The organism is Micromonospora sp. NPDC048040, assembly GCF_055587185.1.
The window spans coordinates 20886-36920 of record NZ_JBVJGT010000065.1 but is presented as its reverse complement, the minus strand read 5'-3'; the positions used below and the strand labels follow the sequence as shown (position 1 = coordinate 36920).

The window sequence follows — 16035 nt, the reverse complement described above, 5'->3', positions numbered from 1 at the left end:
CCCCCCCCCCCCCCCCCCCCCCCCCCCCCCCCCCCCCCCCCCCCCCCCCCCCCCCCCCCCCCCCCCCCCCCCCCCCCCCCCCCCCCCCCCCCCCTTTCCCCCCCCCCCCCCCCCCCCCCCCCCCCCCCCCCCCCCCGCTGGGCACCCGGCTGGAGACGGCGACGCAGCTGCTGGAGGGCGCGGCCCGCGCCATGCAGGCCGGCGAGACGGGCAACGACGCGCTGGCCCGTGTCCTGATGGCCCGCTACGGCACGCAGGACGCCATCACCGACGCCGCCCGCCAGGCGGTCGAGATGCTCGGGGGCATGTCGTTCATCCGCTCCCCCGAGGTGGCCTACCTGGTCGCGGCCTGCCAGTGCGTCGCGTTCCACCCGCCGTCGCGGGCCAGCGTCGCGGCGCCGCTGGTCGACTACCTCGACGGCACCCGCCCGTTCATCATGAACGACAGCGCCCCGGCACCCGCCGCGCAGCCACCAGCGGCGGCACAGCCACCGGCGGCGCCGGTGCAGCCGTCCGTGGTCCCGCCGGCCGGCGCGCCCGCGCCCGGCCCCACGATCGAGCCGGTCCCGGTCCCGGCCCCTCCTCGATCCGCCGACGCGGCACCGGTCACCGTGCCCGGCCCGCGTCCGCAGCCGGTGGTCACCTACAGTCCCCAGCCGGCGGCCCCCCGCACCGACGAGCGGTCGGGGATGACGGCGGCCGACGCCGCCGACTGGGACCAGGCGTCCTCCCTGTTCGACGGCGCGGAGGGCATCCGGCTGACCGCACGCGACTGCGACCTGCGGTACTGGTTCGCCAACGTCCCGCAGCGCACGCTGCGCGGAAACATCGTCGGCTACTCGCCGGAGCTGGTGACCCCGGACTTCCTGCACGAGCCGGGCCCGCTGCGGGACGCGCTGATCCAGGAGGTCGCGTTCCGCGCCCTGGCCGAGGAGCGGGCGGCCCGCGCGATCGGTCACATCGTGGCGTGCGCGCCGGACTCCACGACCGCCGAGTTCTACGCCACCCAACTGGTGGACGAGACCCGGCACGCGATGATCTTCCGGAACCACCTGCGGAACCTCGGCATCGACGAGCACGACGTCGCCGCCGTCATCGCCCGACAGACCGCGCACGACAAGGCGGCCATCCTCGATCCGTTGGAGGAGTACGGCATGCCGATCGTGCGCGAGCAACAGGACTTCGTCGGCGGCGTGGTGCTGCTGACGATCCTGGTCGAAGGCTTCCTCGCCCCGTCGTTCGAACTCAGCGAGCGCAAGTGGCGACCGATCGACCCGCGGATGGCGGACATGGAGAAGGGCGCCGCCATCGACGAGGTACGCCACCTCGCCGTCGGCACGTCGATCATCCGCGAGCACGTGCAGCGGCACCCCGACGAGAAGGAACGCCTCGTCGAGCTCATCCGCGACGGCATGCGGCTGTGGGAGCAGTTGCCGGTGTCCGACCAGCTCACGCGCTGGGAGAACTGGTTCCAGGAGGGCATCGCCCCGCACCTGGCCGCCATCGGTGACTACGAGGTGTGGGACGGGCGGCGGCTGGTCGACACCACGCCGGAGGAACGCATCCAGAAGGCCGTCGAGGTCACGAGCATCGTGCACTCCACCCGCCTCACCGACATGGGCCTCGGCCGGGCATTGATCTACTGATCCTCCATCCCGTGGCCTGGGGGGCGGCCCCAGGCCACGGGCGCGCCTCGCGACGGGCTGACACGGCGGGGGCTTCCCGGGCGCGGGCACCGCGACGGCACGGCTCTACGCGGGCACCACGGCGGCGCGGCTCTACGCGGCCGTACGCTCCGCGTCCAGGTGGCTGCTCTCCCCGCGGATCCCCCACCGGCTGTAGAGCGGCCGCAGTGGCCCGGGCACCCACCAGTTGAACCGGCCGAGCAGCCGCATCGTGGCCGGCATCAACAGCGCCCGGACGATGGTGGCGTCGACGACGACGGCGAGGGCGAGCCCGATACCGATGATCTTCACGACCAGCACGCTCGCGGTCGCGAACGACACGATCACCACCACCAGCAGCAGGGCCGCGCTGGTGATGATCCGGCCGGACCGCTGCAACCCGACCGCCACCGCCTCGGTGTTGTCACCGCTGAGGTCGTAGTGCTCGCGGATGCGCGAGAGCAGGAACACCTCGTAGTCCATCGACAGTCCGAACGCGACGGCGAAGATCAGGATCGGTTGCACCACGTCGATGTTGCCGGTGGAGGTGAACCGCAGCAGCCCGGCGAGGTGGCCGTCCTGGAAGACCCACACCACCGCGCCGAACGCCGCCGTCAGGCTCAGCACGTTCATCAGGATCGCCTTGACCGGCAGCACCAGCGAGCCGAAGGACAGGAACAACAGCACGAACGTGGTGACCACGACGAGCAGCGCCATCCACGGCAGCCGCTGCTCGAGCATGTCCATCAGGTCGGCGAACCCGGCGGCGTCGCCGCCGACCAGCACCGTGCCGGAGGGCGGCGGTTCGACGCCGCGCACCGCGTCGACCAGCTCCCGCCCCTGCTCGGAGATCGGTTCCGCGTCGAACCGGACGGTGACCCGCGCGGTGTCGCCGGCCAGACCGCTGACGTCCGCCTGCCGTACGCCCGGCAGCGCGGCCACCCGCTCCACGTACGCGGTGATCTCCTCCCGGCCGGGAGGACCGGTGACCGGGCCGTCCAGCGTGACGATGGCCTCGACCGGCCGGGTGACGCTGTCCGGGAACGACCGCTCGATGGCGTCCTGGACCTGCCGGCTCTCCGCCGAGGCGGGCAGCACCCGGGTGTCCAGCCAGCCGTAGGAGATGCGCAGGAACGGCAGACCGAGAACCACCAGCACGGCGATGACCGCGCCACCGACCAGTACGGGTCGGCGCATCACCGTCCGCGCGATCCGCGCCCACGCGCCGGAGTTCGGGTCGGTGTCGACCGGCCTGCGGCGACGCTCCCGCAGCCGCGACCCGAACAGGGCCAGCATCGCCGCCATCACGGTCATCGCGAAGAACCCCGCCAGCAGCACCGCGGCGACCCCACCGACGGCGATGGACCGGAGGAACACCTGCGGGAAGACGGCCAGGCTGGCGAGCGCGAGCGCGACGGTCACCGCGGAGACGACGATGGTCCGGCCCGCGGTGACCATGGTCCGCCGCAACGCCGCCGGGACGGGGTGGCCCGCGCCGAGTTCCTCCCGGAACCGGCTGACCATGAACAGGCTGTAGTCGACGGCCAGCCCGAGGCCGAGCAGCGTGACCACGTTGACCGCGAAGATCGAGATGTCGGTGAACTGCGCCAGCAGCCGCAGGCCGGCCAACGAGCCCACGATCGCCAGCACCCCGACCGCGACCGGGAGCAGCGCCGCCAGCAGGTTGCGGAAGATGAGCACCAGCAGCAGGAAAAGGATCGGCAACGCCAGCGCCTCGGCGCGCGTCAGGTCCGCCTTGCTCTGGCTGTTGACGTCGTCGATCAGCGCCAGCGGCCCCCCGACGGTGACGTCGAGATCCGGGCTGGTCAGGCTGTCCTTGATGGCGAGGTAGTTGGTGAGGCGTTCGTTCTCGGTGGCACCGGCGATCTGCACCGCCGCGAACGTCTCGTGCCGGTCGGTGCTGACCAGGGCGGGAACCCTGGCCCCCCAGTACTCGGTCACGCCCTCGACCCGGTCCGCCGGCAGCCCGTCCAGCACGCGCCGGGCGGCGTCGGCGTACGCGGGCTCCTCCACCGTCCAGCGGTCGCTGCCGAACAGCACGACGACGTCCGCGTCGTTGCGTCCGAGCGCCTTGCGTTCGACCTCGTCGGCGCGGGAGCTCTCGCTCGCCGCGTAGGTGAACCCGCCGACGGCCAGGTCGCCGAACGCGCCGGCGCCCCAGGTGCCCGCGGCGACCAGGAACACCGCGGCGCCGGCGATCACCCACCAGCGCGCCTGGTGCGCGAGCCGGCCGAGGAGATCCAACATGACAGCAACCCTTCGCTCGACCGCGGTGCTCGGGAGAACGACGCGGCGCCGGCACAGTCAGGACCGGCGCCGCGTCGCTGTGATCACAGGATGGCGATGATCAGGTCCAGCGCCCGATGCCGATCGCCTGGGCATCGGAGAGCAGCTTCTCCCGGAGCGCGACCCGGCGGATCTTCCACGTGCCGGTTCGCGGGAACTCGTCCCACTTTATCTGGATCGGCGGGGCCATCGGGCTCAGGTCCGCGACCGCCCGCTCCCAGTCGCCCTTGTCCAGCGGAACGTCGTCCGCGGTGCTGACCACGGGTACCGGCAGGTCGCCGGCGACCGGAAGGATGACGACCTCGGTGGTGTAGTCGATCCGGTCGAGGATGAGGTCCTCGAACTCGATCGCGCTGCCGCCGGGGATCCGGTCGATCTCCCGGTCCACGATCCGCACGGCACCCCACTTGTTGATGACCGCGAGGTCGCCGGTGTTCCACCACCTGCCGTTGCACTTCAGGTCGTGCCGGTCCTGTTCGCCCACGTACGCGAGGCACCGTCCCGGCTGGTCGATCTCGATCAGGCCGACCTGGCCGCGCGGGACCTCCTTGCCGGTCTCCGGGTCCACCGCCCGCATCTTGGCGTGGAACGGGATGGGCCAGCCGATCAGCTGCGTCGGCGGCGGCCGGTGCCCCTTGCGGCGCACGACGAAGCGGAAGAACGGCCGGATGCAGAGCGCGCCGTTCTCGCTCTGGCTCCACGACTGGACCCAGATCGGGAACCGGCGCTTGGTGGCGGCCATGAAGGTGCGGATCGTGCGGGTGTGGATGGCGTCGAACGAGTTGACGTACTCGCGCACGTTGCTGAACAGGCCGGCGGGGTCGCGGGCCAGCGGCTCCCAGGCCAGGTAGATGTTCGGCAGCGCCTCCACCAGCGTCGGCTTGTGCTCGGCCAGCAGCTCCCGGATCCTCGGCGAGAGCGGGTCGGACAGGTAGAGCACCCGCGGGCCGACCGCGGCCATCGCCAGCTGCATGGTGGTGAGCCGCTCGTGCGTGTAGGGATCGCAGAACGCCACCGTGTCGCTGCGCCGGAGCCCGAACCTGGGCCACCGCTCGGTCTCCACGATCGCCATCGCGTAGATGGACTCGGCGGAGTGCATGACCAGCTTGGGTACGCCGGTGGTGCCGGAGGTGTGGGTGATGACCACCGGCTCCTTGAACTCGCGCATGTTCGGCTGGACGGGCGGCGCGTCCTTGAAGTCGTCCAGGTGCAGCACGTCCGGCCGGTCCGCGACCGCGTCGACGCTGATCGTCCGTACGGTGAGCTCCGCCACCACCTCCGGGGTGATGCCGCACTTGTCGAGGTGCTTCTGGTCGGTCAACAGGAACGGCCGTTCCAGCCGCTTCAGCATCGGGATCATCGCCTCCGGCCCGTAGGAGCCGGAGAACATGCAGGGAATGGCGCCGATGCGGGCGATGGCGCAGCCGAGGATGACGATGTCCAGGTGGTTCTGCTTGAGGATCGCCACCCGGTCCCACGGGCGCACGCCCGCCTTGTGCAGCCAGGCCGCGGCGCGATCGACGAGTTCCGCCCACTGGGTGTAGGTGCGGGTTTCGGCTCCGTCGGGGTCGATGTCCGGCGGGCGGTCGACGATGACCAGCTCGTCCGGGGCGGTCTTCGCCGCCACGTGCCAGGTCTCGCCCATCTTGGAGTGCTTCGGTACGCGCGAAAAGGGGCTCAGCCGACGGCGCCACCGGGTGGGCGTGAACTCGGTGAGAAACCGCGGAATGGGCCGCTGCGGCTCGACGTCGTCGCCGGCGACCGTTGAATCGGCGGGTGAGGCCACGAGCGCGTCCTCCTGTTCTCGGGGCTTGGGGGAGGTCAGCTGACGACGAATGATCATCGGCCGTCCAATTGGCCGGTAACGATATCGACATTGTCCGGCGTAGACCAGATCTGGGCGGACGGAAATCCGACCCCGAACGCATCCGACCCCCGGGCCGTCCGACCAGTGTGGACGCAACGACGACCGGCCATAATGCCCCGTCGCAACGGGGCGCGGGAACCCGCACCCACACCCGCGTCCGGTCCGAGTTCATTCGTCGTTCCCCGTCGACGTGGGCGTCGCGGTGTCCGCCTGCGGCCATGACCACCTTCGGACAGCTCGCCGGGGCCCGTGGTGATCACCCCTCTCCTATCGTCGGCTCGGCACATTTCTCATGATCACGGGCTTGTTAGCGAGGTGTGATGGCGACGCGTGGGCGGGAAATCGCTCGCGGCGCGATGGTTGCAGCCGTGAGTCTGCTACTGCCGGGTACGGCGGTGGTGGCGATATCGACGGGGGTTTCCGCGGTACCTTCGAGCGGGAACTCGGTGGCGGCGCGGGCCACGGGAAGCGAAGGAACGGCGGCCCTGGCGGCAGCGCGTCGGTCCGGGCAGCGAGTTCGGGTGCCGAGCCTGACGACCGAGACCGGCGAGGTGTTCGCCAACCCCGGTGGATCGTTCACGCTCGAGCAGCATGCCCATCCGGTGCGGGTGCGGCAGGGCGCCGGGTGGGCCCAGGTGGACACCCGGCTGCGCCGGCAGGTCGACGGCTCCGTCGGCCCGGCGGCCACCACGGCGCGGGTCACCTTCTCCGGCGGCGGTGACCAGCCCCTGGCGCGGCTGCACCGCGACGGACACGAACTCCGGCTCGGCTGGCCGGCCCGGTTGCCCGAGCCGGCCCTGGACGGGGACACTGCGACGTATCCGGAGGTGCTGCCCGGGGTCGACCTACGAGTTCAGGCCACCGTGGACGGCTTCGCGCAGGTCCTCGTCGTCAGGTCGGCGAAGGCCGCGTCGAACCCGGCGTTGCATCGGCTGCGTCTGAACACCACCGGCAGCACGGGACTCACCGTCGTGTCGGAGCCGAACGGAGGGCTCAAGGCGGTGACCGCCACCGGGCGGGTCGTGTTCCGAGCGCCCACCCCGCTGATGTGGGACTCCTCGGGGGCCGAGGCCGCCAGCGGATCGGTACGCGGGCCCGGCACCGGTTCCCGTCAGGCGGCGATGGCTGTCGAGGCCCGCCCCGGTGAACTGGCGGTCCTTCCCGACCGGCGGATGCTGACCGACCCGAAGACCCGCTACCCGCTCTTCATCGACCCGACCTGGGGCGGCACCAGGCAGGCCCACGCCATGGTGTCGAAGTACTACTCGACCTACAACGGCAGCGGGGACGTGAAGGTCGGCTACTACAACGACCCCAACGCCTCGCCGACCAGCGACACCTACCGGTCGTTCTTCCGCATGGACACCTCCCAGGTGCGCGGCAAGCAGATCCTCTCGGCCACCCTCCGCATCCGTGAGACGCACTCCTGGTCCTGCTCGCCGCGGGCGGTGGAGCTCTGGGCGACGAGCTCGATCAGCGCCTCGATGGCCTGGCACGCCCAACCGACCTGGGCCTACCGGATGGACACCAGAAGCGTCGCGCACGGCTACTCCAGCAGTTGTGGACCGGCCGACGTCGAGTTCAACACCTTGCAGCAGGTGAAGGACGCCGCGGCGGGCGGCTGGACCAGCGTGACCATGGGGTTGCGCGCCAGCGACGAGACGGACAAGTACGGCTGGAAGAAGTTCAACAACAACCCCGTCCTGTCGATCACCTACAACACGGCGCCGAACGTGCCGACGAACTCGACGACGTACCCCGACCAGCCTTGCCTGACCGGCGAGAGCAGGCCGGTCGTCGGCCCGCCCGGCACCGTCAGGATGCTGGCCACCGTCGCCGACCCCGACGGCGGCAACGTCAGGGCCCGCTTCGAGTGGTACGACATCGGTGGCGCCAGGCTCGGCGAGACCCTCACCGCCGCGAAGAGTTCCGGGCTGCAGCACGAGGCGGTCGTCCCGTCGACCGACATCGGGACCGGCCGCACCCTCTCCTGGCGGGTACGCGCCGAGGACGGCACCGCGGTCAGCGCGTGGAGCGCCTCCTGCGAGGTGACAGTCGACCCGCAGGCGCCGACGAACGGCCCCACGGTCAGCTCGACCACGTATCCGGCGATCGGCGTCAACGGCGGGATCGGCCAGCCGGGCTCGTTCACCTTCGGGCCGAACGGCGTCACCGACGTGGCCAGCTACGAATACGAGCTGGACGGCGCGGCCGGCGGCACCGGGACCGTGGCGGCCGGCGGTGACCTGACCGCGACCGTGTCGCTCACCCCGCCGGACTCCGAGGCACTGCTGCACACCCTGCGGGTCCGCAGCCTCGACGTCGCCAACTCACCCGGACCGTGGACCACCTACTCGTTCCAGGTGGGCGGCCGAAGCGCCCCGGCCGGGCACTGGACGTTCGACGAGGCGAGCGGCACGACCGCGGCCGATTCCTCCGGCGACAACCGCACCGCCACCCTCGGCGCCGGGGCCGGCTGGACCGGCGGCCGGGTCGGTGGCGCGCTGACGACCGACGGAGCCACCGGTCACGCCTCGGCGAGTTCGGTGGCGCAGACCAGCAGCAGCTTCACCGTCTCGGCCTGGGTCCGGCTCGACACGGCGGGCCAGGACCGTACCGCGGTCAGCCAGGACGGCAGCAAGCACAGCGCCTTCTTCCTCGGCTACGACAGCTCCGACCAGAAGTGGTCGTTCAAGGCGCCGGTGTTGGACAGTCTCAGCACCTTCATGGTCATCCGCGCGGCGTCCGACGCGCCCGCCACCCTGGGCGCCTGGACCCACCTGGCCGGTGTCTTCGACGCGTCGACCAGGGAGATCCGGCTCTACGTCGACGGCGCTCTCGCCGGGACCGCCGCCCGCGGCTCGTATACCTGGCCGGCGGTCGGGTCCCTGCAGATCGGGCGGGGTAAGAAGTACGGCAGCGCGGTCAACTACTGGTCCGGCGCGATCGACGACGTGCGGGTGTGGAACCGGGTGGTCTACCCGAGCACCATCGGCGGCACGGCGAGCGAGATCCGGAACCTGTCCAACCAGCCGCCGCGCGCCGAAGGGGCCTGGGCGCTGGACGAGGCGGCCGGCACGAGCACGGCCGACACGTCCGGCAACGGGCGTACCGCCACGCTGCACGGCGGAGCGAGCTGGGGTGAGGGCTACACGAGCGGTGCCCTGGAACTCGACGGCACCACGGGCCACGCCGCGACCGCCGGGCAGGTGCTGCGTACCGACAGCAGCTTCACCGTGTCCGCCTGGGTCCGTCTGGACCGGACAGCCGGGGTCGGCTACCCGTCCGCCGTCTCGCAGGTCGGCACCCGTACCGCCGCGTTTTCCCTCGGTTACAGCGAGCCGGACGCCAGGTGGGTGGCGACCATGGCGACCACCGACGCCGACACCGCGACCAGCGTCCGCGCCCTCGCCTCGCCCGACCAGTTCCCGGTGACGGCCGGCGAGTGGACCCACCTCACCCTGGTCTACGACGACGCGGTGGATCGGATGCACCTCTACGTCAACGGGATCTGGGCGGCGGGCGACACGATCGACGCGCGGTGGACGACAGGTGGCCCGTTGACCATCGGGCGGGCGATGGGGAACGGCAACCCCACCGACTTCTGGCCCGGCGCGGTGGACGAGGTCCGGGTCTGGACCGGCGCCCTGACGGATGCCCAGGTCAACGCCCTTCCCCTCGAGATCTATCCGTAACAGCTGCCAACGGCGGCGACGTCGTCGGCGGAGCGGGCCGCGGCACCACGATGCCGCGGCCGGCTCCGCCCTGCCCCGAGCAGCGCTCGACGTTCCGGCGGGGTGCCGGTCTCACGAAAGGATGTCAGCGTCCAATGCCGACGAGAAGAACCCAGCCCGGGCGCTGGGCGCGCCTGCGGGCGGCCCTGCTGACCGGGGTGGTCACGGTGCCGCTGGCGGTCGCCGTACCGGCGCACGCCACACCGACCGGGCAATGGAGCCCCCCGCGACCCGACCGGGGCCGCTCGGTTCAGGGCGGTGAGCCGGCGGCCTGGGGCAAGGCCGCGTCCGACCGCACCGCGCAGCACGCGGTCACCACCCCACCGGAGGTCTCCTGGCCGAAGGCCGGCAGCGCCGTGGTCGACCTGACCGGCGGAGACACGGGTCTGGCGCGCCTCGCAGACGGCCAACCGGCCCGGATTCGGGCCGGGGCATTCCCGGTCTGGGTCGGGCAGGTGGCTGAGGCCGCCAAGGCGGAGCCGGCCGGAGCACCGAGCCGGATACGCGTCGAGGTGCTCGACCGCGGTGTCGCAGACCGGGCCGGCATACCCGGCCTGCTCATGCGGGTCGAGCGCCGCGACGGGCAGACCCGCACGGGCGAGGTCGCGCTCGACGTCGACTACGCCGCCTTCGCCGGGGCCTACGGCGGTGACTACGCCGCGCGGCTGCGCCTGGTGCGGCTGCCCGCCTGCGTCCTCACCACACCGCGGCTGCCGGCCTGCCAGCAGGCCACGCCGCTGTCCACCCGCAACGACCTCGGTGAGCGGCGGCTCTCGTCGCAGGTCACCGTCGAACCGGCCGACGCCGACGCCACGGTCCTCGCGGTCACCGCGACCGACGCCGGCAGCGCGGGAGACTGGACGGCCACCCCCCTCGCCCCGTCCGCGAACTGGCAGGCGGGCGGCTCGACCGGCGACTTCACCTGGTCGTACCCGATGCGGACGCCCAAGGTCGCGGGCGACCTGGTGCCGAAGCTGGCGCTCGGCTACTCCTCGGGGAGCGTGGACGGCCGGATAGCGCAGACCAACAACCAGACCTCGTGGGTCGGTGAAGGTTTCGACTTCTGGCCGGGATACATCGAGCGCAGCTACAAGGGCTGCGCCGACGACATGGGGTCCGGGGCGAGCAACACCACCAGGACCGGCGACCTGTGCTGGGGCTACGACAACGCCGTCATGGTCCTCGGGGGACGGGCGACCCAGTTGATCCGCGACGACGCGACGGGTGTCTGGCGACCGAAGGGCGACGACGGCTCGCGGGTGGAGAAGCTGACCTCGACGGCCACCGCCAACGGCGACAACGACGGCGAGCACTGGCGGGTCACCACCGTCGACGGTACGCAGTACCACTTCGGCCTCAACCGCCTGCCCGGCTGGGCCAGCGGCAAGGCGGAGACGAACTCCACCTGGGCCGCTCCGGTCTTCGGCAACCACTCCGGTGAACCGTGCCGGGCCTCCACCTTCGCCACCTCCTGGTGCCAGCAGGCGTGGCGGTGGAACCTCGACTACGTGGTCGACCCGCACGGCAACGCCATGACCTACTGGTACGGGCGGGAGACCAACCACTACGGGCGCAACCTGACCGCCGGCAGCGGCACGCCGTACCACCGTGGGGGCCACCTCACCCGGATCGACTACGGCCTGCGCTCGAACGCGCTGTTCAGCACCGCCCCGGCCCGGACGGTCCTCACCGTCGCCGAGCGCTGTCTGCCCGATTCGACCTTCGACTGTGCCGAGTCGAAGCTCAACTCGACCAACGCCAGGTACTGGCCCGACGTGCCGTTCGACCGGAACTGCAACGCCGGCGCCACGTGCACCAACAATTTCTCCCCGACGTTCTGGAGTCGCAAGCGGCTGACGGGGGTCGCCACCCAGGTCTGGGACGCCGCGACGGTCGCCTTCCGGGACGTGGACACGTGGGCCCTGCGCCACCAGCTGCTCAAGCCGGGAGACGGGACGAGCCCGGCCCTGTGGCTTGCCGGCATCACCCACACCGGCCGGGCCGGCGGTAGCGAGGCCCTGCCGGAGCTGGTCTTCCACGGCACCCAGTTGGTCAACCGCGTCGACGCCCTGGAGGGCATCGCGCCCATGATCAAATGGCGGATCAGCACGATCGTGTCAGAGGCCGGCGGCACCACCTCGGTGACCTACTCCGCCACCGACTGCGTACGCGGCCAGACCCCGGCCCCGGACGCCAACACCAAGCGCTGCTTCCCCAGCTACTGGACCCCGGACGGCGCGGCCAACCCCACCGTGGACTGGTTCCACAAGTACCTGGTCACCCAGGTCGTCGTCGACGATCGCGACCCGGCCTCGCCCGACATGGTCAGCCGGTACGAGTACCTCGACGGCGCGGCCTGGCACCACGACGACGATGACGGCCTGACCAAGGAGAAGTACAAGACCTGGTCGCAGTGGCGCGGCTACGGGCGGGTTCGGGTCACCAGCGGGGCCGACAACGAGCAGCGTTCGCAGACCGAGACCCGCTACTTCCGGGGCATGGACGGCGACAAGCTCGCCGCCGGCGGCACCAGGGACGTCAAGGTCACCGACTCGCGTGGTGTGCGGGTCGACGACCACCGCGCGTTGGCGGGCCTGGCCCGGGAGACGATCAGCTTCAACGGGCCCGGTGGCGCCGAGGTGAGCAGCACGGTCACCGACGGCTGGATCAAGGGCAACGCGCCCACCGCCCGGATGGTCCGCCCGTGGGGCACGCTCGAGGCGTTCATGACCGGCGCCGCCGCGTCCCGCACCCGCACCGCGCTGGCCGCCGGTGGCGAGCGCGTCACCGAGACGAAGTACGCCTACAACGCCGACGGCCTGGTCACCGAGACCAGCGACCTGGGCGACACCGGCACGGCCGCCGACGACCGGTGCACCCGCACCTGGTACGCCCGCAACGCCACCGCCTGGTTGCTCGGCGCGGTGTCGCGGGTGGAGACCGTCTCCGCCGCCTGCGCCGCCACCCCGGCCTACCCCGGCGACCTGATCTCCGACGAGCGCACCTACTACGACGACGCGCAGGCCCCGCACGGCAGCCCGCCCAGCAAGGGCGACGTGGTCAAGGTGGAGGAACTCGCCGGCTGGTCCGGCGGCCAGCCGCAGTACCTGACCACGGAGCGGACCAGCTACGACAGCCACGGCCGGCCCCTGGACAGCTACGACGTACTGGGCAAGCTGACCACGACCCGCTACACCCCGGCCACCGGCGGTCCGGTCACCGCTGTCACCGTCACCAACCCGCTGGGACACGTCACCACCACCCAGATCGAGCCCGCACATGGCGCCCCGAAGACGGTGACGGACCCCAACAACAAGGTCACCACCGCCGCGTACGACCCGCTGGGTCGGCTGACCAAGGTCTGGCTTCCGGGCCGGTCGACGTCGCTCGGGCCGAACACCGAGTTCGACTACGCGCTGAGCAGCACCGGGCCGTCGGTGGTCACCACGAGGACGCTGCGCAACGACGGCAGCTACGCCACCGGCTACGCGCTCTTCGACGGCCTGCTACGGGCTCGGCAGACCCAGTCGCCGGCTCTCGGCGGCGGGCGCCTGATCACCGACACCGGCTACGACTCGCGGGGCCAGGTGGTGAAGTCGAACGCGACGTACCACGCCACGGGCGCGCCGGCGACCACGGTGTGGCAGGTCGCCGACAACGACGTGCCGTCGCAGACGGTCACCGTCTACGACGGCGCCGGCCGGCAGACCGCGAGCATCCTGCGCTCGTACGGCGTGGAGAAGTGGCGTACCACGACCACGCACGGCGGCGACCGCACCAGCCTCGACCCGCCGGACGGTGGCACCGCCACCACCACCGTGGTCGACGCCCGGGGCAGGACCGTCGAGCTGCGCCAGCACCACGGCGGATCCCCGACCGGCCCGGCCGACGTCACCCGGTACGCCTACGACCACGCCGACCGCCTCGCGGGCGTGACCGACCCGGCCGGCAACACCTGGACGTACGGCTACGACCTGCGCGGCCGCAGGACCAGCGTCTCCGATCCGGACCGGGGTGCCACCACGCTGGCGTACGACGACGCCGACCAGCTGGTCAGCACCACCGACGCGCAGGGTCGCACCGTCGCGACCACCTACGACGACCTGCGCCGGAAGACGTCGCTGCGGGACGGCTCAGCCACCGGGCCGAAGCTGGCTGAGTGGGTCTACGACACGCTCACCAGCGGCAAGGGCCAGCTCACCTCGTCCACCCGCTGGGCCGGCGGCAACGCCTACGTCTCGGCGGTGGTCGGCTACGACGACCGGTACCGTCCCACCGCCACCCGGGTCACCATTCCCGCCTCCGAGGGGGCGCTGGCCGGCACGTACCAGGTGAGTCAGCGCTACAACCTGGACGGCACGGTGCAGTCCACCACCTATCCGGCGGCCGGCGGACTGCCGGCGGAGGGGGTGCTGCGGCACTACAACGAGCTTGGTCTGCCCACGACGGTCTCCTCCACGCTGGGCGTCAGCTACCTGACCGAGACGGCCTACACCCTGCTGCACCAGCCGCTGTGGCACGTCCTGTCCACCGGCACCAAGCGCGCCCAGCGCACCTACGCCTACGACGACGCGACCAGCAGGCTGGTGCGAGCGCAGGTCGACCGGGAGGCGAACCCGTCGAAGGTGGCGGATGTCAACTACACCTACGACCCGGCCGGCAACGTCACCCGGATCGCGGACACCCCGGCCGGCGGCACCGCCGACGTGCAATGCTTCGGCTACGACCACCTGCGCCGGATGACGGAGGCGTGGACCGCCACCGACAACTGCGCCGGGGCGCCGGCGACCGGCGCCGGTGCGACCGTCGGCGGCCCGGATCCCTACTGGCACTCGTACACCTTCGACAAGGTCGGCAACCGGCTCACGGAGACGCGACACGACACCGGTGGGGACCCGGCCGAGGACGTGCGGCGCGCGTACAGCTACCCGGAGGCTGGCAAGCCCGGAGCGCACCGGCTCTCGGGCGTGGTCACCACCGGGCCGGGCGCCGGTACGGACAGCTACACCTACGACGCCACCGGCAACACGACCCGACGCCAGGTCGCCGGCGCTGACCAGACCCTGACCTGGGACGCCGAGGGCCACGTCGCCTCGGTGGCCGAGGCCGGCAAGGTCACCGAGTTCGTGTACGACGCCGACGGCAACCGGCTCGTCCGCCGCGACCCGGCGGCGGTGACCGTCCACCTCGGGGAAACCGAACTGAAGCTGGACCGTTCGACCGGAACGGTGAGCGGGACCCGGTACGTCGACGTCGGCGGCGGCACCGCGGTACGTACCTCGGACGGCAGGGTGACCTTCCAGTTCGCCGACCATCACGGGACGAACACCCTGTCGTTCGACCCGGTCACCGCGGCGACCACCGCGCGCAAGAGCATGCCGTACGGCGGACCGCGCGGTGCCCAGCCGTCGAGTTGGGTGGGAGAGAAGGGCTTCGTCGGGGGGACGCTCGATTCGTCGACCGGCCTCACGCACCTCGGCGCCCGCGAGTACGACCCCGCCATCGGGCGGTTCATCTCGGTCGACCCGATCATGGACCTGACCGACCCGCAGCAGATGCACGGCTACTCGTACAGCAACGCCAACCCGGTCACCTTCAGCGACCCGACCGGACTGCTGCCGGGCTGGCTTGAGAAATCCGGTCAGTTCATCTGGGAGAACGCCGGCCTGATCTCTGCCGGCCTGTTCGTGGCGTCGTTGGTCACCCCGGTCGGTTGGCTCGGGCTTGCGGGATTTGCCTTCGGTGTGCTCGATACTGGGAAATCCTGCATCGAACTCAAGGGGAGTGACTGCTTCATCGGCGTCCTCAGCACAGCCTTTGGCGGTGCCGGCGCTCTGATCTCCAAACTCGCGAAGCCCACGATCACAGCGGCCAAGGTGGCGAAGGCGGAACTCGACGCCGCCGACGACGCCGTGCGCGCCGCGTTCAACCCCGGCAAATTCTCCCAAAACTACCATTCCGATGTGTCGCGCCATTCCGCTGAAATGGCGGAGATGCAGGCCAAGCGTCAGGCAGCCGCCGAGGAATGGTTGTATCTGGACGAACTCGCCCGTGAGTCCAAGGCGTTCGTCCGCGGCGTCGAAACCACCTACAACGTGCCCATGGGCGTATGGAGCACGAGCTGGGAAGGGTGCAAGCTGTTCAGCAAGCCGAACGGCCTCTGCAAGGACTCCCTGGACGAGACACTCATGCCGCTGTTCGTCCCGTCGACCACCAAGCCGCGCAGTCCGGGCCTCACGCCGCGGTTCCCTTCGATCGCCATGCGGACTTTCCGACCTGTGCGGGCTCCGTCACGATCCTGGAGCAGGTCCGGTCGCCCATCATCGAGCAGCGGATCCGGTTCGAGCGGGCTGACGCGGCGAGAGTTGCACAACGTCGGATGCCATCCGAACTGCGTCAGTGGCCCGATGTAGGAAACGGCGGCCGGGCCGCCGCACATGGCGGTGTTCGAGTTGCCGCCTCC

General features: G+C 71.4%; 5 protein-coding genes. 3 read left to right on the top strand and 2 right to left on the bottom strand.

Going from position 1 to position 16035, the window contains the following annotated elements; all coding sequences use genetic code 11:
• Window positions 1–191: 191 nt before the first annotated feature.
• Window positions 192–1646: a hypothetical protein gene (locus ACZ6O2_RS32250; protein WP_466025590.1), complete on the top strand. Its 1455-nt coding sequence runs from the start codon at window positions 192–194 to the stop codon at window positions 1644–1646.
• A 132-nt stretch (window positions 1647–1778) separates the two neighbouring features.
• Here the strand turns inward: ACZ6O2_RS32250 and ACZ6O2_RS32245 are convergent, their stop codons facing one another.
• On the bottom strand, window positions 1779–3932 hold the full coding sequence (locus ACZ6O2_RS32245; RefSeq protein ID WP_466025589.1) for an MMPL family transporter: 2154 nt from the start codon (window positions 3930–3932) through the stop codon (window positions 1779–1781).
• A gap of 100 nt (window positions 3933–4032) precedes the next feature.
• The gene (locus ACZ6O2_RS32240; protein WP_466025588.1) at window positions 4033–5814 is read right to left on the bottom strand and encodes a class I adenylate-forming enzyme family protein; all 1782 of its coding nucleotides are present in this window, start codon (window positions 5812–5814) and stop codon (window positions 4033–4035) included.
• A 545-nt stretch (window positions 5815–6359) separates the two neighbouring features.
• Here ACZ6O2_RS32240 and ACZ6O2_RS32235 point away from each other — a divergent pair.
• The gene (locus ACZ6O2_RS32235; RefSeq protein ID WP_466025587.1) at window positions 6360–9533 is read left to right on the top strand and encodes a LamG-like jellyroll fold domain-containing protein; all 3174 of its coding nucleotides are present in this window, start codon (window positions 6360–6362) and stop codon (window positions 9531–9533) included.
• Window positions 9534–9667: 134 nt separating this feature from the next.
• The gene (locus ACZ6O2_RS32230; protein WP_466025586.1) at window positions 9668–15985 is read left to right on the top strand and encodes an RHS repeat domain-containing protein; all 6318 of its coding nucleotides are present in this window, start codon (window positions 9668–9670) and stop codon (window positions 15983–15985) included.
• Window positions 15986–16035: the final 50 nt, after the last annotated feature.

Excerpts from the sequence above, each read along its gene's own strand:
- ACZ6O2_RS32250 (WP_466025590.1), top strand. The coding sequence starts at position 192 with ATGCAGGCCGGCGAGACGGGCAACGACGCGCTGGCCCGTGTCCTGATG.
- ACZ6O2_RS32245 (WP_466025589.1), bottom strand. The coding sequence starts at position 3,932 with ATGTTGGATCTCCTCGGCCGGCTCGCGCACCAGGCGCGCTGGTGGGTG.
- ACZ6O2_RS32240 (WP_466025588.1), bottom strand. The coding sequence starts at position 5,814 with ATGATCATTCGTCGTCAGCTGACCTCCCCCAAGCCCCGAGAACAGGAG.
- ACZ6O2_RS32230 (WP_466025586.1), top strand. The coding sequence starts at position 9,668 with ATGCCGACGAGAAGAACCCAGCCCGGGCGCTGGGCGCGCCTGCGGGCG.